The sequence below is a fragment of the Clostridium sp. D33t1_170424_F3 genome (genome assembly GCF_015667585.1).
Taxonomy (GTDB): domain Bacteria; phylum Bacillota; class Clostridia; order Oscillospirales; family Acutalibacteraceae; genus Anaeromassilibacillus.
Window position 1 is genome coordinate 131,722 of the sequence record NZ_JADPEG010000002.1, and the last position, 25,174, is coordinate 156,895.

The following is a 25,174-nucleotide window of genomic DNA, read 5'->3' on the forward strand; positions in this document are numbered from 1 at the left end:
AAAAGAGGCGTCCGGCCCCATACCAATGGAACCGGACGCCCTGCATGGCTTTTAATCAACTTTTCTATCGCTGTTTTCTCACCGGATTCTATCCGTTATCAAGCGACGGTGACAACACAATGCTTCTGCGGCGCTTCGTTCGGCATCTGCGTGTAGACGCCTGTGGATTCACCGGGCTTGCCCACTGCCCAGATGCGGAAATAATACGCATTGCCGATCTTGGCGACAAACTGGGTCTTGAATGCATTGCCGTTGCCGACAGTGAAGCTCGGCATTGTATCGCTTCCATTGACAACCGTCATCTTGAAGCAGTACGCCGCGCCTCTCTTAACGGAGAACGGGAGAGTGGTGTCGGAAACGACGGAAGCGGCCTTTGCCACAGTCGTTCCATTCGTTACGATCGGGGCCGTCGGTGCAACTACAGCTGTTCCATCGCCGGAAACCTTACCGGAGGAACCGCCCTTATTTCCGGAACTGCCGCCGGAGCTGCCATGGCTGTTGTTGTCCTTGCCCTTTTCAACCAACGCATCAAGCAGGTCGTTAATCTTTGCTGCCTTCGCGTCGATTTCGGGCTGGTCTTCTGCGTCGAGATCTGTATTCAGGAAGTTCTTAATCGCTTTGATTTCGCTCAGGAGCGCATTGACGCCGGAAGCCTCATATTTGCTGAGGTCCATATTCTCTACGTCCGCAATCAGGGTTTCCAGAGCCGTTTTGTTGGGCACTCTGCGCAGCTGCGCCATTGCGTCCGCCAGTTTCTTCGCTGCTGCGTTGACCTTGCTCTGGGTCGCTTCATCATCGTCCATGACTTTTTTCGCCTCTGTCAGCGCCGCCTGGAACGCCTCCTGATTATCCGGCAGGAACGCGCCCGCTTCAATTTCTTCCGCAATGGCCATTGCCTCGACCACCACGGAGTTCAGGTAGGTCTTATCCACCTTATTCAACAGAGCGATCATGGCGTCGTAAAGCGTGGTTGCCGCGTCTTCTACTTCTTCTACAAGAGCGTTTTCGTCCGCAACAACGAGTTTTGCCGCTTCCAGGGCATTCTCAAATGCCTCGATATCGCCAGGCAGGGAGCCTTCCGTATCAATGTCTTCGGAAATACCGATCAGATAGGTCAAATAGGTCTTATCTCCGGCCTTGAAGCTGAGCATCTGGATGGCATCAATCATCTTGAAGCTTGCGTCATTCAGCTCCGCCTGTGTCGCTTCCGGATTATCCAGCAGGGCCGCCGCCGCCGCGATGGCGCTGGTCAGGGCCTTCTGCACCGCCGGAACCGCTTCCTTATACTCGTCGGTCGTGAGGCATTCCTCCGCGATGGCAAGTACGGTGCGCAGGGTAGATTTGTTCAGCAGGGTGTAAGAGAAATTCAATGTATTGTTTTGGTAATCCGCTGTGTACTCATAGTCAAAGCGCATCGGGTCCTTTACTGCAACGGGTTCGCCGTTCAGCAGGATTTTGCTGAATTCCCTGCCGTCCACGCGCGGAATAAAGCTGAGCGCTACGGTTTCACCGTGCTTTGCAATACCGTCGTAGCGGCTGATGTTATCCGCAAACTTCTGCTCTTCGCCGTTCACCAACAGGGAAGCATCTCTGCCGGCATAGTTGACTGTGTAGGAAACATCCTCCAGCACTTTGGGTACGAATTTAAACCAGTTGACATTAAAGCCGGTAACCGTGCAATAGAACTGCAGCTCGTGGCGTCCGGCGGGAAGCGTGATTTCAAACGGCTCCAAGGTGGTCCAGTTCTGCCAGCCGCCGGTAGGAGCCATACTGGAAACGCCGCCGATGCTCTTGCCGTCCAGACGGAGGTCAAATCCGCCATCGGTGCTGACCGCCACTCTGGTATAGAAATCATAGGTGCCGGGAGCCTCAATATCAAAGTAGTACTTCATCCAGTTGCCCTTGTCCGTATGGGTCGGATTGGTACCGCCGCCTTCGTCCTCGCAGGCTTCTTCGCCAATACCGAGGGCTTTGAAGTAATCGATTGCTTTAACGGTCGTCTCTTCCGTTGCGCTGATGGGCACATAGGTCGGCGTGGGCGGATTGACGATTTCACGATCCATAACAGGGGTCTTCATGATCATTTCCAGCGTACGGGCAATATTGCGTTCCAGCTCCGCACGGGTCAGATCGCCGTTTTCCAGAGCGGTCAGGATGCTGTCGGAGCTTCCATTCGGCATCTTGACGTCGTCGCCCGCTTTGACCTCTTTCCAATGGGTGCTGTCATTGCCCCAGTCGGACATGACCATACCCTTGAATCCCCACTCGCCGCGGAGAATATTGGTCAGGATATCGTAGTTTTCGGAAACTTCCGTTCCGTTTACATAGTTGTAGGAGGACATGATGCACCACGGGTCCGCTTCCTTTACCGCGATTTCAAAGCCCTTCATATAGATTTCACGCAGGGCGCGCTCGGACATCCTGCTGTCGCTTCCGTTTCGGTTGTTTTCCTTGTTATTTGCTACAAAGTGCTTGAGCGTAATGGAAACGCCTTCGCCCTGCACACCTTCGGTGATAGCGGCCGCCGTTTTACCGGTGAGCAGCGGATCTTCGGAGTAATACTCGAAGTTACGGCCGCACAGCGGATTGCGGTGGATGTTCATGCCGGGTGCAAGCCAGATATCCAGCTTCTTTTCCAACGCTTCCGTTGCCACGCCTTTACCAACCTTCTGTGCTAGCTCAACATCCCACGCGCTGGCCAGGTTCGTAGAGCACGGCCATGCGGTGGCTGTACCGGAACGAATGCCGGCCGGTCCGTCGGTGGTCTGCGCCGCCGGAATGCCATACTCGTCCAGTCCGCCGATGATACCTGTCGCAACGCCGGGATGCCCCTGGGACAAATACGCCAGGTCTTCGTTGGAGAGCTGCGCGATAAAATCGTCCATAGTCGCCGTCCCATGATAGACGTCGATCAGCATAATTTTATCCGTCGGTTCCTCATCAGCCGCTTTTGCGGAAGAAACCGCACGGCTGCCCGCAGCCGTACCGCGTGCCGCAGAGGAAGCACGGAAGGCTGCCGCAGCGGGCTCCTCAGCTTCTGCTTTGGAGAAATCCATATAATCGACATTGCCGAACAATCCGGTGGAAACAAGTTTGAATTCACAGAGCCCCTTTGGCAGATTCACCTGGATCGGTCCAAAGGTCTCAAAATTATACCACTCGCTCTTGCCGTCGCCGTCGCCGGTCTGCGGAAGACTAAAATTGACGCCCTGCTGCAGCTTGCCGTCCACGTAAACACGCATCATATCCGGAATCTCAACGCGGCCGTTGGACATGCTGAAGGAAACGTCGTATTCGCCTTCTTCTTCCACATTGAGGTAATACGTTACCCAGTTGCCTTCATAGTTCATGTAGGCCAATGTACTGATTTCTTCGTCACCCGGCTGCGGCACATAACCCAGCGGATGGTTGGGCACACAGTTTTCAATTCGGACGTTGCCCGCCGCGCCAAAGAACTGCTCTGCCTCTACACGGGAAACTTCGGTTGCGGAGATTGCAAAGCCTTCTTCCGGTTTCACCATATTGAAGGTCATATTATCGAAATTACCAAACTTTGTTCCCTTACAGGTCAGCTTTAACGTACAGGCGCCTTTGGGAAGCTTTATCTCAAACGGTTCCAGATCAATAAAGTTGTACCATTCGGTCTTCCCACTGCCATCACCGGTTTGCGGCATATCGATGACAATGCCCTGATTGCGGCCTTCTACTTCTACCGTAACCATATCTTTGATATCTGCATAACCGTTTGCCATACGAAGCTGAACGGAATATACGCCGGCTTCCTCAACGTTAAGGCTATAGGAAACCCAACGATGATCTTCCGCGCTGTCCATATAAGCAACACAGGAACCACCGCTGAAAGATTCCACACGGACACTGGTATGTGCGGATTCATAGTCTTCCGCCTCCACCTTTGTCGGCGCTGTGGCGGAAATCTTTTTGACGACCTCGCTGCGCATATCCTCATAGCTGCCGTCCGCCAAAAGACGTTTCGGAAGCCGCTTCGGAGCCGCCTGCTCAGAGAGCTGCTCTGTTACATACGTTTCCTCTACCGTATAGGTGCCGCGCACGCCCTTTTCGCCGGCTTCCTTAATGGAATTGCCCACGTAAACGTCGTAGTCGCCGGCTTCCATCACATAAGCAGATTTATGGCCGGTGATACCGGTATCGTCATAACTGGACATATCTTCGATTGCAAAAGACATTTTCAGAGTCTCGGAAGTGTCCGGCTCCAAAAGCCCTGTTTTTGCATAAGCCGCCAGCTCTTTCGCGGGCTTACCCAAAACAGCGGTTCCGGTACCCATCTGCGGCGCGCTGAAATAGACCTGCGCCACTTCTTTACCTGCCACATCACCGGTATTGGTGATCGTTGCTTCCACATTGATATTTTCTTCATCGTACGTGACCTTTACATCGGTCATATCAAATGTAGTATAGGAAAGGCCGTAACCAAACGGATAGTTGACCTTCTCATACTCTTTATCAAAGGTTTCAAAATAACGGTATCCTACAAAGACATCCTCTTCATAGTTGACATATGCGTTATTACTGAAGTTATTGGAAGACGGATAATCCTCGTAATTTTTAGCCCAGGTATCCGTCAGTTTGCCAGAGGGGTTGACGTCTCCGCAAAGTACGTCCGCGATGGCGTTGCCACCTTCCATACCGGCCTGCCAGCCGATCAGAACGGAGTCGATCTCAGGACGCTCTGTGATCCACTTGGTATCGATAATACCGCCAATGTTCAGAACCACAGCAACATGCTCAAAGCCTGCCGCGCAGACCAAGTCCAGCATTTTGGATTCGGTATCACTTAAGAGATAATCTCCCTTTCCAGCGGTTCTGTCAGAGCCTTCACCCGAATTGCGGCTGATGACTACAACCGCCGTATCAGACTCGGCTGCTGCTGTGTTGGCCATATCGGCGGTAAGCGTCAACTCTTTGTTTGCTGTATAAGCGTCAACCAACGTTTTGTTCAGGATAATCTTGCCTTCTTTTTCTTTATTCTGCATTCCCTGCAGAATATTGACCAGATAATCCACGCTTGTGTCGCCGGAACCCCAGCCGCCCTTCACGTAATCAATCTGTCCCTGCCCGAACAGCGCCACCGAACCGCCCTGCGGAATCGGCAGGCCGTCGTTCTTATTCTGCAGCAGTACCATACCTTCGCTGGCCGCCTGACGCGCCAGTTCCGGATTGCCCGGTGAATACTTCGCACTGGCAATCGTCGCTGCAGGCATGGTCCCAAAGACCATGCTCATGGTCAGAGCGACCGCCAGAATTTTCTTGGCTGCGCCTTTTCTTCTCAAACTCATTTTTAAACCCCCGTTCGTTTCATAAACTCCTTATTCCAGTCATTTGCCCGATTCTGTATTTTGCCCCTCCCTCCTTCTTACCAGTTGTATTATTATGGAAATAGCTCCATAAGCAACCCTTTTGTTACATTGAATGTAATACCATCTCTCCTTCCTAATGAAAACCTCACTATAGTTATTAATCCGTTGAACCTATAACCTTATTAAACTACAACTGGAAGAGATTGTCAATAGAATTCTCCATAAAATATACATAATATATTTATACTATTAATAATTTTACAACATATTTACTTGTATCTGCTTTGGAATTATAAGGTAAAAAAACAAGCAGCCGGCCCTGTTTTTCACAGGGCCGGCTGCTCTTTCACGAACCTCCGGTCGGAACACGAATGTGCGTTATCATCGTCTTTCACAGACTTAAAGGGTCCAGCACACCTGCGGTGGACTTCCGGTCAAAACACACCTTCGGTGATCCTTTCAGGCAACTATTATCTGGCTTTAGCCAACCGTTACCACACAATGCTGCTGGGCTTTTTCACCCGCCATGGTGGTATACACGCCCGTGCTGTCGCCGGGTGTGCCGACCGCCCAGACTCTGTAATAGCAGTCGTTGCCGATCTTCGCCACAAACTGGGTCTTGAGCACATTGCCGTTGCCCACGGTGAAGCTCGGGGCCGTATTGCTGCCGTTGACAACCGTCATCTTAAAGCAGTAGGCGCTGCCTCTCTTTAAGGTGAAGTTTGCTGTGGTATCGGAACGCACGGACTTCTGGCCCATCACGTTCTGTGCCGCGCTGATGACCGGGTTGGTCACGGCGACTGCCGTTCCCGTGCCGGAAACGTTGCCAGCCGGCTTCTTGCTGCCGGAACTGCCGCTGTTGGACGGCTTGTTGCTGGGTTTGTTGTCGGGTTTCGCAGGCTCCTCCGGCTTGTCCGCCGGAACCAGGCCCGCGCGGGCCTTCTCCACCGTTGCGCAAACCGCTGTGATTTCCTCCTGCGTGGCGCTCTCGTCTTCGTAGACGTTTAGCGCGTTGTTCAGCGCCGCGCGCAGGATCGCATAGCTTGCCGCGGTGTAATCCTCCGGGTTGAGCGCTTCAGACTCGTCGATCAGGGCTTTCAGCGCTTCCTTGTCCGGAATCATACGCAGGTTCATCATTGCCTCGTACAGGGCGTCCGCCATCTCGTCCACCTGATTCTGGGTCGCGTTCGCGTCTTCCAGAAGGGCTTCCGCCTGCGGGAGGATCTCATTAAACTTGTCTTTTTCCGGGCCGTCCAGATACTTGTCAATTTCAATCTCCTGTGCCTGCTTCACGAAGGCTTCCAGTGTTTCCGTGTTTGCCTTGAACTCCAGGCGCAGAATCGCTTCGTGCAGGTTCTTTGCCGCCTTCTCGACTTCCGCCTTCAGCGTCTCGCCCTCGTCGTTGTAGATTTCCTCTGCATAGGCGAGCGCTTCCGCGTAGCCTTCCTGGCTCTTCGGAGTAAAGTTATCCAGGTCGAGCTCCGCCGCGTAGTCAAGCCAGTATTTCAGCTCGTCCTTCGTGCCTTCCTCAAAGGAGAGGTAATGCATCGCGTCGAGCAGTTCCTTCCAGGCTTCGTTCACTTCGTCCTGGGTGGCTTTGTCGCTTTCAAAGACCTTCTGTGCGTTGTCGCGCGCCGCGATGAACTTTGCACGGACGGATTCAACCAGTTTGTCAAGCTGCTCGTCGGTCACTTCGTTTGCCTTCTCCAGCAGGGTTTCCAGAATGTCCTTGTTCACGCTGGTGAACACAAAGCGCAGGGACGCTTTGTCGTTCGGCATGGTGAAGGTGTAGGTGCAGCCGTCCGCCTCAAACGGGATATCCTCGCCGTTCAGCTGCGCGCTTGCAAACGGGCCGTTCGCCGGGGTGAAGGTCAGGGTAAGCTTATCGCCCGCATAGACCGTTGCGCCGAGCATGCCGTCTCTCTCGATGAGCGCTTCGTACGCGCCCTCTACAGACAGCTTTGCGTTTGTTCCATACTGCACGGTCAGAACCTGCTTCTCCAAACCGGAAACGCGGTCAAACCGCAGGGAGTCCAGATTAAAGTTGCCGGAGTTTGCAGAACCTTCGGAACGGATCTTAATGGTATGCTTGCCTTCCGTCAGGACAACGCCGGACAGAACTTCATCGAACCATTCGCCCCAGGTCTGGTGGATTTCCAATGCAAAATCTTTCACCTTGACGCCGTCCACATACAGTGCACCCGTGCGCGGCGTATTGTCAAACTGTGCGCCGTTCTTTTTGCCGCAGGCCGCACGGAGCACCAAGTCATACATGCCGGCCTGCTTGACATTGACGTCAAACTCAACAAAGTGGCCTACCGCTTTCCAGCCCGCTACATAGCCGCTGCCGGTGTAACCCTTCCATTCGGTATCCACACGGACTTTTCCGCTGCCGTCGCCGTTGTTGCTGCTGGTATCGCCTCTGGCGTTTTCCAGTTCAAAGACGCTGCCGGACTCAATGTCGTTCTCGCCCTCTTCCAGCGTTACGGTAACATCTACACGCGTACTGTCCGGCACGACAAAGGTGTATTCCTTACCTGCTACCACTTCGGTCAGCGCAACGGCGCCGCCCTCCGCATTGACCGCGGAAATGGACTGAAACTTCTTGCCCATCTCGATATTGGAAATGCGCACGGTCGCGGTATCGCCCACTTTTACGCTCTCCGGCGTAACGGTTACTGTCGCGCTGCCGCCGGTTACTCCTGTGGAAACAGAGGAACGGCCGCTCTTAAAGCGGAACCAATCCATGTCACAGATAGAGCTGGCAGTCTCTGTATTAACGAACTTGAGATAGACGTCGTGCGTGCCGACAACGGTACCGCACGCGCCGGTATACGTCTTGAGCGTATTCCAGTCACCGGTATTCGCAATCTGCACCTCTGCGATCTTCTCGCCGTCCACAGCATCGAGACGAACTTCCATCGTGCCGCCCTGCAGGCCGGCCGCGACGCGGACTTCCACGCTCGCCGCGTCTCCGTCTCCAAAGTCGACGTTGTTAAACTTCGCCCAGTCGCCGTTCTCAATGTGGTTTAACAGGGTAATTTTCTTTCCATCAACCGTCTTGGATGTGGTGTCGATGCCCTGCCGTTCATCTGCGGTTTCCGCTTCAATCTGGCTGAAAGCGTCGATAACCTTGCGGTTGGAAATAAACTTGATCCAGTCCATATCGCAGATGGAGCTGGTGGTAAAGGTGTTGACAAACTTGAGATAGACATCGTGAATCCCGGTGATCTCCATGCAGTCGCCGGAATATACCTTCAGAGTATCCCAGTTGCCGGTCGGTGCAATTTCAACTTCCGCCGCCTTGACGCCGTTCACAGAGTCGAGACGGACTTCCAGCATACCGCCCTGCAGGCCGGCCGCCACCTGGGTTTCAAAGCTCACTACGCCGCCTTCTCCAAAGTTGACGTCGCTGAATTTTGCCCAGTCGCCGTCCTCAATATGGTTCAGCAGGGTATAGCGCTGTCCGCTGATGGTCTTTGTGGTGGTATCGATGCCGTGGCGCTCGTTTGCGGTCTCCGCCTCGATCTGGCTGTACGCATCGATGGTCGCTTTATCGGTCGTAAAGTGGAACCAGTCCACATCGCAATCAAAGCGTTCCGCGCCTTCCTTCGCGACAAAGGACAGATAAATGTTGCTGGTCATCGCATCTGTATCCTTCGATACAGACGTCAGTGTGGTCCACTTGCCATCTGCCGGAATTTCCAGCGTGGCAAGGATCTTGTCGCCCACGCCATTCTCATAGACGACAATGCTGCCGCCTGTGGTGCTCTTGACGCGCAGCGCAAGTCCGCTCTTCTGGCTGCCGCGCACTTCGTCAAACTGCGCCCACGCGCCGTTCTCTGTCACGGCGAGCTTGCTTCCGCCTGAGGCTGCGGTATCCGCAGCAACCGCGGCGCCGCCTTCCAGATGCGATGCGGTTTCCGCTTCGATCTTGCTGAACGCGTTAACAGAGGTGTCTACATAGCGGAACGTCAGGGAATCCAGATTGTAGTTGCCGGGGTTGCTGCCCTCGGCGCGAATCTTCATGGTGGTGACGCCCGACTCGAGCTTCACGCGGTAGGTGTAATCCACCCAAACGCCCTGCTTGACGCCGTCCACCGTTTCGCCCCACTTATCGGTCACTGCAAAGGCGAGGTCCGCCGCCTTCTGGTTCTGGATATACAGGCCGCCGGTGCGCGGCGTGCTGTCGTACTGCGGCGCGTTCTTCTTGCCGTTGTTGACACGCAGCACCAGATCATAGGTTCCGGCGGTCTCAACATTGACGTCGAACTGCACTGCGTCGCCAACCGCCTTGAAGCCCTTGGCAAAGCCGCTGCCGGTGTAGCCCTTCCACTCATTGTCCGGCTTTACTTCACCGCCGCTCGCAGGCAGCATTTCCGTTTCTTCCAGTTCAATGACGCTGCCGTCCGTAATTCTGGTCGGCGGGTTTCCTTCGTTCTCGTCGCCCAGCTCCGGCTCCACGATACCGCCGGACGCAAAGACTACGTCGATCGCCTTGCCGGTATCCGGGGTGCGGACATAGACGGTGTTGGCGTCCGTATCCAGCCAGTAAGCCTGCTCCGCGGCATTGTATGCTTCCAGGGAATCCGCAGCTTCAATCGCCGTGCCGTTGATGGTCACGCCGCTGATTTCTGCGATGTGGTTGAACTTGAGATTGTAGGAACGCGCGTCCGGGGTGTAGACCGCCGGGTTGTTGTCCACTCTCTCATGAATCTTGAAGGAGATATCGGTTCCATCCTGAATGCTTTCAAAAGTTGTGGTGCTGTACGCATTCTCTGTGATGTACTTTCTGCTCTGCCCGTCGTCTTCGTACAGGGTAAAGGAGGTCTTTCCCTTCGGATAGATGTCGAGGGTGAGCGGGTCAAGCGGTTTTTCATCCGCATAGTTGACGTCCGGACCCATCGGGACGATTGCGCCGGACTTGACAAATACCGGGATTTCTTCCAGCGCCGCCGCCACGGTGATGTTCTTGCCAATAGGGCCGCCTTCATAGCGTTCGCCGGTATAATAATTGTACCAGGTGGTTTCCGGGGGCAGCCATACCTTGACGGTGGTGTCCGTCGTGGCGGAGGCCGGCGCGACCAGGAACCAATCGCCGTAGTAGTACTGCTTGTTGATGTCCCAGGCAGCCGGATTGTATTGGCTGCCATCTTCCAGCAGCATGGCGCGCATCATCGGCACGCCCTGGCTGTAACCCTGCCATGCCAGGGAATAGGTGTACGGGTACAGCGCATAACGAACCTGCAGGTTCTGCTTGAGCGTGTCCTGCGCGGTCTGGTCAAAGGTCCAGGGCTCGCGGCCGTCGTGGCCGTGCGTACGCATCATACCGCTCCACGCGCCGAACTCGGAAACCCAGCGGGTGTACAGTTCGTTGCTCGGACGCTTCATAAAGCCGCCCAGGTCGTTAGAGGACGTCCAGTAGCCGACCAGGCCCGCGTCGATGCTGAAACCGATCTGGTTATCCAGCTCCGCGCTGGTATTGTTGATATCGCCTGACCATGCGGTTGCAAAGTGCTGGCCCGCATAGCTGCCTCTGGTCACAAACATCGGGCGGGATTCGTCCGTATATGCCTGCCATGCCTCATAGGCGCCCTTGGAGGAGAACGTCGGAGCGGTGTTGGAACCCAGAACGTCGAACTCGTCCGGCCAGAACCAGTCGCCGTAACCGGTGGTGATTACGCTGTCCATATAGGACTGGACCCATGGTTCCTCATACTCCGGCTTGTAGAGCTCCTTGCCGCCGGAAGCTTCCGGCGTGCCCGCGTTGTTGTGCAGGCCGACGTGGAATCCCAGCTCGTCCGCTTCTTTGAACATGGCGTCGATATCCGGGAACTTATTGGTATCGTTGCTCCACATCTGCTTGCCCCACTTTTCGCCGGCGCCATGCTGCGGGTTGCCGTTATCCGCAACGTCGCCGCGCCAGCCGTAGTCGAACACATAGCAGTCGGTCGGATATCCTTCGTCACGCAGGCGATGGAGCCACTCCAGGAACTCCTTCTGCGTCGCGTTGTCATTGCCGTACTTGGAGAGCATAAAACCGTGCGCCCATTTGCCATACAGTTCCATGCGGCCGGTGATCTCCGCATACTCGTTCAGAATGGTCTTGAAGTCCGGGCCATACATAAAGAAATAATCCAGATAGCCCTTCGTCTGGAAACCGCCGCCCTGTTTAAAGAACTTGGTTTCCTTCTCAATGGTGTTGAGGAACACGCCGTAGCCGACCGTACTCATGAAGAACGGTGCGATCAGCCGGCCGTGGCTCATGCTGAATTCCGTGAAATCGCTGCCGTAGCGGTTCAGGTTGGAACGGCGGCCGTGGTCGCCGGACCCAAACCCAAAGATGCCGCCGGCATTTTTGGCGCCTTCCACACGCTTGACGCCGCGCACGCCGGAATCATCCCAATAGATTCCCTGGTCGTCCGCGTCCTTGCTGAGCAGGTTGCCTTCCAGATCGTACATGCCGATGCGGAGCGGGCTTTTCTGCACACGGATTTCCATGGCGTCGGTACGGATTTTTATGGTTCCGTCTTCCTCCGTCACGGTGCGGTCCACCGGATCCCAGATGTTCTTCTGTACCATATAGTACTGCGGATCCTCCGGCCGGTACCCGTTCGCGCCATCCAGAGAAAGCTGAATGCGCGCGGTGCGGTCTGTGCAAAGCTCAACCGTCACTTCCTGTTTGTCGCAGCTGAAGGTCAGCACGTTGCCGTCCTCCGCCAACGCCGTCATGTCGCCGATCTGCGCTAAGGTCGCTCCCTGAGCCGCCGTCGCCGGCAGGACCATCATGGAGAAAACCATCGCTACAGTCAACAGCAGGCTGAGTAATCTTTTCTTTCTCATACAAACCCCTTTCTTGTCTGCATTTCCGGCTGCAATACGCCGGGAAATGCCATCTTTGCCTTCTTCTCCCTTTCTATGACCTCTTCGTTCCCACCTTTCTCATAGGAGATTTGAACACTCCTTGTTGTATTCATCATACAATGGAATTGAATGAGAATCAATAAATTTTCTTGCACTTTTTCAGGTCTTTTTTAACATATACACCATTTTTATTTTTCATCTGTATTATTTTGCAACAAAAAAAGAAAGGCCCTGGGTAAAAAAATCCAGAGCCTTTTCCTCATTCTTCCCGCCGGTAGACATCTTCCTTTAAATGGAAGCCATCCTTGATCACCGTGTCGTCTATATTCTCTTTTGTTACGCTGATGACGTCGCACATGAGATAAGGAACCTGATAGGTACCGTCGTCGATGGTCTTGTCACAATCGATCCTTTTTCCCGCGGCAAGCGTCTGACAGGCTTCGATTGTCCGGTCCACCAGGTTGGAAATCGGTTTATAAACGGTCATCAACTGCGTTCCCACCACAATGCGCTGGCAGGCTGCCAGATCCGCGTCGTGGCCTACCACCTTTACCTTGTCCGTCAGCCGCGCTTCGGATAAAGCGTCGATCGCCGCCCATGCCAGAGAATCGTTTGCCGCAATCACGGCGCTGACGCTGTCGCCCTTTTCCTTCAGGACGTTGGACATAAAGTCAAAGGCCGTTTCTCTGCGCCAGTCCTCCACCCAGGTCTCCGCCTCAATTTGAATCCTTCCGCTGTCAATTCCCTCTTGCAGACGGTCCATACAGCCCTGATGGTACATCTGGCTGTTGCTGTCGTCCTCGGACCCGTTCAGCAAAACGTAACCGCCTTCCGGCACTTCCTCCAGAATCGCTTCCCCTTGCAGCTCTCCAACCTTGTAATTGTCAAAGGAGACATAAACGTCCACATTGGCGTTCTTGACCAGGCGGTCATAAGAGATTACGGGGATTCCCTCCCGCTTGGCCAGCGTGACGCACTGCGCGGAATTGTCGCTGTCGTGCGGCGCGATTACCAGCACATCGATTCCCCGCTCCACCATATCCGCCACCTGCTCATACTGCCGTTCTGTGCTGTTGTTTGCGTTGGCAATGATAACGTCGATATTTTCCTGCTTGGCCTTTGCGGAAAAGATATCCCGGTCGCGCAGCCAGCGGTCCTCTTTGAGCGTCGCCATGGAAAAGCCCACCAGTAAGCGCTTTTCCTGTTCCGGCTCCGGCGGCGACGTATCGCCGCTGCACGCGGCCAGCGCCATCGTGCATTGCAGCACCGCCAGCACAAGCAGCGCGCAGCGGCGGAACAAATGCTTTTGCTTCTTCATGCCCTCACCTCCCACAGGATTCTTTGTATTCCGTCGCCGTCATATTCGTAATTTTCTTAAACAGCTTGGAAAAATAATTCGGGTCTGCATAGCCTACCATGCGCGCTACATCCTTGACGGTGTATTCGGCGCGCGCCAGATATTGCTTGGCTTTCTCCATCCGGATCGCCGTCAGCCGGTCGATAAAATTTGTTCCCGTCTCATCCTTGTAAAACCGGCTGAAATAGTACGGGCTCAGGTTGACTGCACGGGCTACGCTTTCCAGGGCGATATCCTGGTCAAAGTGTTCCTCCATATAGCGGTCCGCCTGCTCGATAATTGCGCTGATTTTTCGCTGTTTGCCGGAATCGATGCGTTCCACCGCATCCCGGATAAAGCGGCGGCAGAGCTCGTGAAGTACATCCATGTGCTCCGCCTGCAGCAGCGCGGACAACGTGTTGCAGGAATTGCCGATTACGTTCCCCCAACGCTTCCCAAATTCCACAACCAGGGCGATCGTTTTATTTTTTATCATGTCAAAGTCCTGCGGTTCACTTTTACACAATCCGGAAAACATGCGCTCAAATGCCAGAACCGCTCCTGCGGAATCCCCTTCCGCCGCCTTTGCGAATACCAGACGAACCATCTGGTCCTCATACAACGCGTCGCTGTCTTCCATCCCCTCCACCGCATCGTCAAAATGCAGGATGTTGGTGACCTCCGAACGGCTGTCCGCCATACCCAGCGCCTGCAAAGCCTCCCGGTAGCTCTTCTTTGCCTCGTCCAGGCGGCCGTAGTTGCGCCCGATGCCAATGGATATCTCCGGATGCAAACTTCCCACCCGGTCGTACAGATTTTCCGCCAGCTTCAGGGCCGCAAGACGCTGTTCAAAGGAAGGCTCCGGAAAATCGCTGCAAACATAGACCACCAGACGGTTGAGCATGATGGGACCAACCATACACCGGCTCATTGATTTCAACGCTTCGCGGTACCGATTGTAAAGCGCCTGCCCTTTGACGCCGGCGCCGATGCGATTGTTGCCGCCCCCGCTGTCCTTATCGTCAAACGCAATGATCATTACATAACCGCCGGTGGATTCGTTTCCCAGCAGGCGGCTGAAATTTTTCAGCTCCTCCGCATTGTCTTCAAACATGCAAAGCGCATTGATGAAGCCGGTCTCCATAATCGGGACAATCATCTCAAATTTTTCCTTGATTTCCAGCTCTTTGCGCAGCTTTTCCCGCTGCTGCTCCACCTGTCCGGTTACCTTGCGAAGGGTTTCCACCAGCTTGGCTTCGCGCACCGGCTTGAGCAGATATTCCTCCGCGTCCAAGGCGACAGCCTCCACCGCATAGTCAAAATAATCAAACGCCGTCACGATGATAAAGCGGATAACCGGGTTGGCTTCCTTGATCTGCCGCATCGCCTCCAACCCGTTGATCCCTGGCATATTGATATCCATCAGCACGACGTCCGGGCGGGTGTTGTACGCTTTTTCAATTGCGTCCCGGCCGGAACGGGACTTCCCCACCACTTCGACGTCGTCCATATTTTTGCGGATCATATATTCCATGGAATCAATCGCAATTGGTTCGTCATCCACAATCAGCACGCGAATCATTCTTCATCCCCCTCCCTGCTCTTCGGCAGCCTTAAAGTAAAGCGCGTCTCTCCCTGTTCGCAAACGATTTCCATCACATCGTCGCGGCCAAAATACAGTCGCAGCCGCTTTAAGACATTATCCACGCCAATTCCGGAAACATGCCCCCTGGGTGCGCGGCCCGGCTGCGCCGGACTTCCAGGCTGCGCCTGCAAAAGCTGCTCAATCTTCCCCTCACTCATTCCCTTTCCGTTATCGCAGATAGCGATGCAGATCTGCTCCGCCTCTTCCCAGGCCAGCAGGCGGATCACTCCGCCGGATTCTTTTTCGCTGATCCCGTGAATATACGCATTTTCTACCAGCGGCTGCAGCGTCATCCTGGGAAGCACAAAGTGCAGCAGCTCCGGGCTTTCCTGAATCTCACTTTTAAAGCAAATTGCGTCGCCGAACCGGGTTTGCAGCAGGCTCATATAGGCGCTGACGTTTTCAAATTCCTGTTGCAGCGTCGTATTGGTATCTAAACCCTTTAAATTATAGCGAAAAATATCCGCGGCGTTTTCAAAGTAGGCGCAGGTTACCTCGTCGCCGTGCAGCATCGCCAGCTTCGCACCGATATTAATGGTGTTGAAAATGAAATGGGGGTTGACCTGGGACTGCAGCGCGAGAAGCTCCGATTCCCGCAGGGCATTTTTCATTTTCAGGTTGTTCATCTTCTGCTCGTGCAGCGCCTTTTCAATCCGGCGCTTCTGCTGGATCTGATCTACGTGCTCTTTGATGTTGGCCGCCATCAGGCGGAAGGCCCGGTACAGCACATGGATTTCCTTACTCGTATTGTTCTGTGGAATCTGCACGTCAAAGTTCCCATTGGAAATTTCCTCCGCATAGGTTGCCAGCCGGCTGAGCGGTTTCGTCATCTGCGCGCTGAACAGGACAATGGCAAACAACATAAAAACTGAGATACCGGCGATTAGCACATTGTTAAATAACGTGATCGTCTGCACATTGCGGCTGATCGCTGCATAATTCTCCGAACTGCTGATCAGGTCGGCGCTCATCATTTTTTCGATGTATTGGGTAATATAGCGGTTCTCTTTAACTGTGTCGGCATAGCCCTGCGTATAGCTGCCCACCATGCGCCCACGCTTGGCGCGGATGGCGTCGTCCGCCTGCTGCACATAATGGGCCATCATATTCGCAACGTTTTTGATCCGGATACCGCGTTCCGTGTAAGAGGCCGTTTTTTTCAGCTTGTCCGTATTGCTGCTGACTGCGGCGGAATGATTATAAAACGAAACCAGGCTGTCGGAGCTGCTGGTAAAAAAATATGTCTCAAACTCCTGCTGCATCAGATTGATCTCTTTATAGGCGTTTGTCAGCTGATAGTTTTTTTCCAGCATTTCCACGCTGTCCCGCATTAACACCTGCGCGGAAAGATACGTATACAGTCCCGCCATCATGGCAATCCCAACCGCCAGCAGGAGGAACGCCATCAGCTTGGTGCGATATTGAAAGTTGATCTTTTTTTTCAAAGCGGCGCCTCCTTTCAGGAGAGCTGACGTGTGGTTTTCTCCCGGAATTCCCCCAGGTTCTCCGCTGTTACCGTATACATACCGGTATTGAGTGAATTGCTGATCTGCTCCCCTTCCAGCAGGTTTTTCAGTTGGCGCACCGTGCTGCTTCCAATTTCAAAGGCATCCGGACAGACCGTCCCATAGATGACGCCGCGTTCAATGTAATCCAGCGTTTGGGGCATGGCTCCATAACCGACCACACGAATTTCCCCAACGCGGTTGGCGTCCACCAATACCTGTGCAACGCCCGGCGTGCTGGTTTCTCCCGCGCAGAGGATCAGATCGATTTCCGGCCGCTCTGTCAGAATGCTGTTGGACAGTTTTTCTACTTCAAAGCTGTCCGCACTGATCGAATACGTCTCTTTAACGGAAATTTTCTGGTATCCGGACAGCGCATCCATAATGCCCTGTAATTTTAAATTCTTATAGGTTGTCTTTGCACCGGCCGTCGAGGATTCCAACAGGACCGCCACGGTCGCTTTTCCCTGGCAGGCTTCCGCCGCCATCTGCCCCAGCGAATAGCCCGCGTCATATCCGTTGGATCCGACGGTTGGAACATCCGATATAGGAAAGATGTCATTTTCGTAGGTAATCACCGGTATGCCGGCCTTCGAGGCCTCCTCCAAAACCAACGCCGTCCGCTCGGTGTCTGCTGCCTGCAGCGCCAGCCCATCTACCGATGCGTAGATCGCCTGCTCCGCCGTCTCCGCGATGGTATCGGGATTTTTAGTGGGCACGTCCACAAACTCCACATACAGATTGAGTTCCTCGCCCGCCTCCAGAGCACCGTCCTTAAACATGGACCAGAAATGTTCATTGGAGTTCTGCGTAACCAGCTGGATATGCCGGAGCGGCTGCTCCTGTTTGGAAACGCTTTTTTCTGCATCCGACTGGGAAAAATACAGCCAGCCGACCATGCTGGTCAAAATAACAAGCACCGCGGTCAGCAAAGCAAAAATGACTTTCAAATCCGGCCCTCCTCCAGATTGGTTGGATCGTTCCACACAAAAACAACCGTTATTTTATTCAAATACTATGACAAACCAACCTAATATATAATAAATCTACCCTATTATAGGTTTTTTTGCATTTTTCATAATTTGGTACAGGCATTATCTTTGACTTTTTGCAAATTATACCCATCCTGTTTCTGGCAACAATGAAGGAACTCCCGAGCCTTACGGCCCGGGAGTTCCCAAATTTTCCGCGACTGCGGGTATTGTGTTTGTTTATCCTACCGTTACGGTGCAGTGCTTCACTGCCGCAGCACCCGGCAGAGCGGTATATACGCCCGTGCTGGCGCCCGGTGCGCCGACTGCCCATACGCGATAGTAGTAGTCGTTGCCAATCTTGGCGACATACTGCGTCTTGAGGACGCTGCCGTTACCGACCGTAAAGCTCGGAACGAGGTTGTTGCCGTTGACAACGGTCATCTTGAAGCAGTACGCGCTGCCCCTCTTCACAGTGAAGTTGACGGTGGTGTCGGATACAACCTTTGCCACTGCCTGCGCCGCGGTCACGGTACCGACAACCGCCGTGCCTTCGCCGGTGGTTTTGCCGCCGGACGGCTGCTTGCTGCCGGAGGAGGAACCGCCGGAAGTGCCCGGAGTCTTCAGCTGGCTCTTGACAAGCTGTCCTTCTTTGTACATCTCGTCAATCTTTTCCTGTGTTACATCCGGGTCAGCCAGAATGGCCGCTGAACGGGACAGGAAGTCTTTCACCTTATTGGCGGAAGCAACGGTGTACTTGCTGAGGTCGAGCTCGCTCAATTCCTTTGTAAGGCTTTCCAGAGCGCTCTTGTCCGGCGTCAGCATCATCTTGCTGGCCAGGTCGAGCAGAATATTAGCCTGCTCATCCACGAGGGACTGCTGGGCATTTTCATCTGCCTGTACCACAACCGCCGCGTCGTAAGCTGCCTTCAGAGCATCTTTTTCCGCCTGGGTATTCATGTAAGCGTCGATATTGTCAAGGATTTCCTTCGCTCTCGCGATCATCTGATCCAGCGTATCCTTGTCTGCGACGTCGACCAGCGCCATCAGCGCCTCGTGCAGCTTATCGTACGCCTTTTCAATGTCATTCTGCAGGGAATCCGGATCTTTGCTGACTTCCTTCGCCTCTGCCAGGGCCTTCTCAAAGGCCTTCAGGCTTTCCGGCGTAAAGTTGTCTTTGTTAATCAGGTCCGCATTTGCAATCAAATCGTCCAGGTTGGTTTTGTCGCCCGGGACAAAGTTGATCACATGGATGACGTCCATCAGGTCAATCCAGGCGTTGTCAATGGTCATCTGGTCCGCGCTGAGGTCTTCCTGGACTTCTTTTGCGGTTGCCAAACGCTCGTTAAACAGCTTCTGGACCTTTTCAATGGCCTTATCGACCGTGCCGTCCTCGACCAGTCCGTCCGCATACTTGATGAGGGTATCGAGGACCGTTCTGTCTGTCACTGCAAACGTGAAGTTCAGCGTGGTATCCATTCTGCCCATGACAAAGTCATAGACAAATTCTTCCGCGCCTGCGAAATCTTCCACCGGTACGCCATTGATCATGACGGACTGGATGGTTCTGCCTTCGATTGCCGGGACAAACGTGAGCTCCAGCTCTGTGCCGGAATCCACATTCTTCTTAAACATGCCGACGATATCTGCAAACTTCTGCGGCTCGCCGTTGACCAGAAGGTTCACATACTTGCCGCTGTACTTCACGGACAGGGAGGATGTCGTGGGCTCCGTCTCATCGGTTACCGTGATCTTACAGGAAGCGGTGAGGCCCTTCTCAGTGGTAACTGTAATATTTGCTTCGCCTGCCCCAACTGCGGAGACAACGCCGTCCACTACGGTGGCGACAGCTTCCTTGTCACTCGTCCAGGATGCGATCGCATCCTCATCGTCGCCGGTGATGGTTGCGGTCAGAGTGACGGTTTCGCCAACCGCCAAGGTTGCCGCTGTCTTATCCAGGCTGACGGAGCTCTCCGGAGCGCTGCCCTCGACAACAACTTCGATGGATGCGTCGCCCGCATTGTTGGTTACGCCATCCGGAACCTGCAGCTTACCGGTCAGGGTGTAGGTCGCCGCAACGTCGCCGTTGTAGCCGCCCTGCTCCCAGGTGACAGGCAGGTATGCCAGATCGCCGTTGGTGAGTGTGGTTTTTACAATGCTCGGAAGCTTCGCTGTCAGTGCTTCAAAGGTCGTGCCAACCGGGACAGAAACCTTCTCAGGCGCTGTGATGCTGCCGATAACCTTCTCATCGGTTGTTCCGCCGATGAATTTCGCATCCGCCCAGTCGGCATGGTCGTTGCCATTGCTTCCCAGTTCATCGACATACAAAGTCATGGTCTTAGCATCAGCCGGTACTTCCACATTAACGAACTTTGCATTGGTAGAAGAAACCATTCTGCCGCTCGCGAAGACCGGGTTGTTTCTGTCATCATCAAACCAGACCTTGAACTCAATACTTGAATTGCCATTGCCGCGCTGCGCTTTGTCAACGCCAACCCATGCCTGGAAGCGGTTAAAGCCCTTGCCATCAACACTGAGCTTGATAGTAGAAGTCGCATGGGAACCGATGCCTTTTGCAAACTCCGTCTCTGTGCCGTCAACCTTCAGGCTGATCGCGCCTTTGCTGTTGGAAAGGTCTCTCTGGTTGGTTTCATAACCGCACTGGTCGACAAGCCATTCCATATCGCTGGCGTAGAAATATTCAGCTTCCGCAAAGTTAATGGTGTAAACTCTGGTAACACCGGCTTTGTTAGTCGCTTTAATCTTAGCAGTACCCGGAACAGTCTCTGCCTGCTGCACTTCAATCGTACCGGCATCCGCGGAAACCATCTCGGCCTCCACATACGGCACGCCAATAATATCACCCTTTGCAAAGGTGTAGTTGTAAGAATTCTTAACGCCGTCAAAACCATTCAGTACTTTTCCGTTTACTTTAATAGACTTAAGTACGTCAAAGTCGACGTCATAGGTCAGTTTACTCTCTGCCATCTTATCCGTATCCGCACTGACCGGGACAATACGGAAGGTGTGCGTGTGATTTGCGCTGCTGTCAAGACGATACTGCGGCAGTGCCGTGGTACCACCACAACTGTTATTACCCAAGCCGCGCTGCATCTCGTCAACCGTCAGAACGATATTATCGCTCTTTTCAATTTGGAAAATATGTCTGCCCTTTGCATTCGCACCGGAGGCACGATTGCCGATGCCCATCGCTTCCGGCTGATAGCGGGTCGCGCCGCTGTCCATGGTACCGTCCGCTGCAATCATCAGGCCGTCGCCGTCGTCGTTTGTCAGGGAGGTCCAGCGTACGCCGGTTCTGTTTGCATATTCCTGCGGATGGAGGTACTTGAATTCCTGCCCGTCCACCGTCAGATTTTTGCCGTTTTCATCGGTATTGTATACGCCTACATAGGAACCGGTATTTCTGTCCGCGTAGTTTTCCACCGGGCCGCGGCCATAGTATTCCATGTTCTGCAGGTCCGCGTTGACTTCCATCTTCACGCCGACTCTTGGCAGATCAACCAGCGTGTTATTCGGAAGCAGGTTGTTTGTCACAACAATTTCACCGTTGCTGTAGATCACATAGTCGATACGGTTGCTCGCATTGATTCTCAGGTTTCCGGTAACGGAAATCGGAAGCGTCTTGCGCTCTGCCGCTGCAAGCTCCGGAGAGGAAACATCAACCGTGATATTCGTCATGGTAGTTCCCATATCCTTCAGGCTGTTGCCCAGGCCGCCGTCGTTATCGATCTGTGCTCTGTAGAGGTTCAGGACCGGGCCCTTTTCCATCAGAACCATATCGTTTACGGTATAGTTGGAAATCTCGCCGGTTTCCTTATCGATGGTAATGCTGTAGGGTTTGTTTTCATCCGTCGTACCGGAGACGACGATTTCAGTTGCATCGTCTTCCAGCCCGGTGATGGACTCAAACGGATTCATCTTGCTGGTGTCAAGCGTCTCTGCCGCGACGGCCGGGGTATAATCCAACTGGAACTGCTCGTGTGCAATCTCATAGCCGGCATCCGCCCATTCGGTCGCTTCCTTCAACTTGACGCTGAAGTCCAGCAGATAATCAGAATTCTCTTTCACAGAATTAGCGTCTATGCCCAGATCCAGCGTGATGGTTTCTTCCGTCACCGCCGCTGTATCCAAATCCAGTGTGCCGCTGTTGATTACCGTGTCGTCTTCCTTCAGTTCCCAGGTGATATCGTACTGGCTCAGGTCCGTGTTGGTAAATTCGTTGACTACGCGGACTTTACCGTTCTCGACTTCACCGTCGTCATAGAAGTTGACTTCCTGATGGACTTTCTTGACTTCATAAAGCTTCGGGCTGGGGGTTCTGTCCGCATAGACAAGACCGTTGCCGCAGAACCAGTTGTCGTTGGTTTTCGCGTCGATCCAGTCGCCGCCGTAACCGTAGAAGTAGCCCTCAGTCGGATAATCGGTGGTGTTCTCGATGAACTCTTCCGAATCAAAGTCCATTGCGTAAACGATACTGTCATCGTCCTTGGCAATTGTATCTCCCTCATAGGAAGCTGCAATTTCGTCCGCGCTGAGCGCATAGTTGTAAACCGCCACGCCGTCGATCACGCCGTCGAAATACCGGTTGTCGTAGTCACTGTCATAGCCTACGCCAAGCGGAACATCATTGTTATCGAACGGACCGTTGCGATGATAGCTTGCCGTACCGATTTCTTTGCCATCCCAATACAGCTTATAGGTATCGCCGTCATACGTGCCAACCAGGTGATGGAAGTTTCCATCCGCATAATCTGCCGGGACATCCACCATCAGCGTCGCACCACTCCAGCCCTGTACAAAGAATTCAATCTTTGTGTTGCCGCCTGTGCCGTTGTATTTCAGGTTATATCCATTGGAGTCGCCCTTGCAGAGGATCGCGCCGTCGCCAGCGCCGGCCTTATTGGGCTTAATCCATGCTTCCAGCGTAATGGCGTCGCTCTTTGCCTTGAACTTGTCGTCAACCGGCAGAGACATGGAACCATTCAGAGCCTTTGTGCCGTTTCTGCCTTCTACCAGAGAACCGCTTACGGAAGCTTTTGTTTTGGTCTTAACGTCAATGACGTCATAAGAATAGGTGTTTTCCGGATACGGGGTTGCAATGGACTGGTCGATCCAATCCCAAATGAAACCGCCCTGTACGTTGGGCTTGGAGCGAACTTCATCCCAGTATTCCTTCAGGCCGCCTACCGCGTTGCCCATGGCGTGCGCATATTCAGACCAAATGAACGGGGATTTATTACTTTTATTGTTCGCATAGCTTACAGCGCTTCCCTGGCCCCAATACTGTACGCTGTAGATATCAACCAGGCACTGTTTTCTGTAATCCAGATCGGTCGGGTCAGTGGTGTTAATGCCGTTGCCCCTGTTGTCGCGCTCATACTTGCGGATGCGGCTGGGGTCACGGTCCAAAATCCACTGGGAGGAATTATAGAAACAGTAGTTCTCGTCCATTGTGTGGGGCGGATCTGCATAGGTCGCTTCATTACCCAGTGACCAGATTACGATGGACGGATGGTTTTTCAGGCGCTCCACCATGGTCTGGGTTCTTTCCATAACCATGTCGTTGAAAACCGGGTTTGCTGACGCCAAGTCGCTGTGGGACTCGACGTTAGCTTCGCTGCAAATGTAGAGTCCCATCTCGTCCGCCAGCTCATAAGTAAGCTTATTTTCCGGATAATGGGAGGTACGGATCGCATTGACGTTGAACTGCTTCATCATGACCAGCTCTTCAACGATCTCGTCCTTACCGATCGCACGGCCCTTCATCAGGTCGGTCTCGTGGCGGTTGGTGCCGCGGAAGACGATCTTTTCGCCGTTGATCTGCATCTGCTGCTGGTTGCTGGAGTTAATAATCACCTTATCCACTTCGCGGAAACCAACACGCTGGACAACCGTCTCAATGACGTTGCCGTCCGCATCCTTCAGCTCGATGAGGAGCTTGTACAGGTTCGGCGTATCGGCAAACCATTTGTCCGGGTTTGCAATATCCATGCTGCCGGTCGCGCGGGTGCCGGTGGTCTGAATCATATCCTCGAATTCCGCCGGGGCCGCTGTTACGCCCGCCACCGCGATATCCATGGTGTTGATCTTCTGATCGTCCATATCCAACAGGGTTGCGGATACGGTGTAATCACCGGAAACATCCTTGCTCAGGCTTCTGACATCCACATCCAAAGCCAGTGTTGCATCGGATTCCTTCGGGTTTTCTTTATCTTTCAGGGTAGTATGTACAAAGTAGTCGCGCAATTCCACATCGTCCTTGGAATACAGGTAGACGTCGCGGAAGATGCCGCTCATACGGATGAAGTCCTGATTCTCCAGGAAGCTTCCGTCGGACCAGCGGTACACCTTGACCGCCAGAGTATTCGGCGTGCCGTCCGTATGCAGGTACGGCGTGATGTTGAAATCGTGCGCGGTGTAGCTATCCTCCGAATAGCCGACTTTCTGGCCGTTGACATACACATAGTATGCAGACTCAACGCCTTCAAAGGTGATGAAGGTGTTGCGGCCGTCAAAGTTCTCCGGAGTCTCAAACGTCGTACGGTAGTAGCCAACCGGATTGTACACGGTTGCCGCATAGCCGTTCGCGTTGTCGTTTCTTGCTTCAAAGTTCTGCCAGGGATAGGACTGGTTCGTATAAATCGGTGAGTCATACTTAAAGGAACCGTCCTCATTGCGATAGGTCTGCCAGCTCTGCGGCACATATTCCTTCTGGAAATCGCCCTTTACATCGTCGCTCAGCGTCTCCGCCAGCCAGCTTTCATCTTTCGTCTTCGCCTCCAGCGGGGTTGTTACCAGCGCAAAATCCCACTCGGTGCCGGTCAGCTTCTGGTAGTACGCGGATTCGCTCGCATCCTCATCCAGAGCGGACGCCTCATTCAGCAAAGCTTTTTCTTTGCTTTCATAAGGAATAAACTGTGCGTGCGCGGGCTCGCGGTTTACCTCGTAGGTCCGGAGCTGATCGTACCACTCCTGTCCCTGGAATTCCGGATTGACCGGTACGCCGGAAGCGGCGGAAGCCACCGTGGCCAGTCCACTAAAAGAACTGAGCACCATTGTCAGGGCCAATACCATTGACGCGGTGCGTTTGACTTGTTTTTTTCCTTCTCTCTTCATGGGTCCTCCTTCTCAAATTCACCTAAATTTTCAAACCTTTTGCCAAAGATTCTGATTGGCATGGAAGCAGCCAAGGGTTTAGGGGCGCGCCAACTGCATAGGCATCTTTCTCCTTTCCAACAAATCCTCATTATGAAAATTCGCGTGTAAAACACACAAAATTTTACCAACCTTTTCCTTTGTTCTGCGCCGGTTCGGTATAATATCTAATTTTACACCACAGACTTGAACTATATTATACAATCTCTTTTGGAAGAAAGCAACACCTTTTTGATACAAATTGCATAATTTTTGTCTGACATCTCTCCTTCATATAAGTAATATTTTACCCACTTAATACAATAAAGCAAATGAACGATTGTTTACAAATTCTTTCTTGT

Annotated in this window: 7 protein-coding genes; all 7 read right to left on the minus strand. The window is 53.4% G+C overall.

From position 1 onward, the window contains the following. Window positions 1-98: 98 nt before the first annotated feature. Complete coding sequence (locus tag I4V53_RS01990; RefSeq protein WP_195983735.1) at window positions 99-5,315, minus strand: glycoside hydrolase family 3 C-terminal domain-containing protein; 5,217 nt, start codon at window positions 5,313-5,315, stop codon at window positions 99-101. Between the two features lie 501 nt (window positions 5,316-5,816). Next, a complete protein-coding gene (locus I4V53_RS01995; protein WP_195983736.1) occupies window positions 5,817-12,179 on the minus strand; it encodes a carbohydrate-binding protein in 6,363 nt (2,120 codons plus the stop codon). 280 nt (window positions 12,180-12,459) lie between these two features. Continuing rightward, entirely contained in the window at window positions 12,460-13,518 is a 1,059-nt protein-coding gene (locus I4V53_RS02000) for a sugar ABC transporter substrate-binding protein (protein WP_195983737.1), read from the minus strand. A 4-nt stretch (window positions 13,519-13,522) separates the two neighbouring features. Then, window positions 13,523-15,118 carry a response regulator gene (locus tag I4V53_RS02005; RefSeq protein WP_195983738.1) on the minus strand — a complete coding sequence of 532 codons (1,596 nt, stop codon included), beginning with the start codon at window positions 15,116-15,118 and terminating at the stop codon, window positions 13,523-13,525. Next, the gene (locus I4V53_RS02010) at window positions 15,115-16,626 is read right to left on the minus strand and encodes a sensor histidine kinase (RefSeq protein ID WP_195983739.1); all 1,512 of its coding nucleotides are present in this window, start codon (window positions 16,624-16,626) and stop codon (window positions 15,115-15,117) included. The genes I4V53_RS02005 and I4V53_RS02010 overlap by 4 nt, the downstream gene beginning before the upstream one ends. Window positions 16,627-16,640: 14 nt before the next feature. Next, window positions 16,641-17,636 (minus strand): sugar ABC transporter substrate-binding protein, encoded by a 996-nt coding sequence (locus I4V53_RS02015; RefSeq protein WP_195983740.1) that lies wholly within the window; start codon window positions 17,634-17,636, stop codon window positions 16,641-16,643. Between the two features lie 261 nt (window positions 17,637-17,897). Beyond that, window positions 17,898-24,794: a glycoside hydrolase family 2 TIM barrel-domain containing protein gene (locus I4V53_RS02020; RefSeq protein WP_195983741.1), complete on the minus strand. Its 6,897-nt coding sequence runs from the start codon at window positions 24,792-24,794 to the stop codon at window positions 17,898-17,900. Window positions 24,795-25,174: the final 380 nt, after the last annotated feature.

Coding starts and splice junctions, on each gene's coding strand:
- I4V53_RS01990 (WP_195983735.1), bottom strand. CDS start 5,315: ATGAGTTTGAGAAGAAAAGGCGCAGCCAAGAAAATTCTGGCGGTCGCT.
- I4V53_RS01995 (WP_195983736.1), bottom strand. CDS start 12,179: ATGAGAAAGAAAAGATTACTCAGCCTGCTGTTGACTGTAGCGATGGTT.
- I4V53_RS02000 (WP_195983737.1), bottom strand. CDS start 13,518: ATGAAGAAGCAAAAGCATTTGTTCCGCCGCTGCGCGCTGCTTGTGCTG.
- I4V53_RS02005 (WP_195983738.1), bottom strand. CDS start 15,118: ATGATTCGCGTGCTGATTGTGGATGACGAACCAATTGCGATTGATTCC.
- I4V53_RS02020 (WP_195983741.1), bottom strand. CDS start 24,794: ATGAAGAGAGAAGGAAAAAAACAAGTCAAACGCACCGCGTCAATGGTA.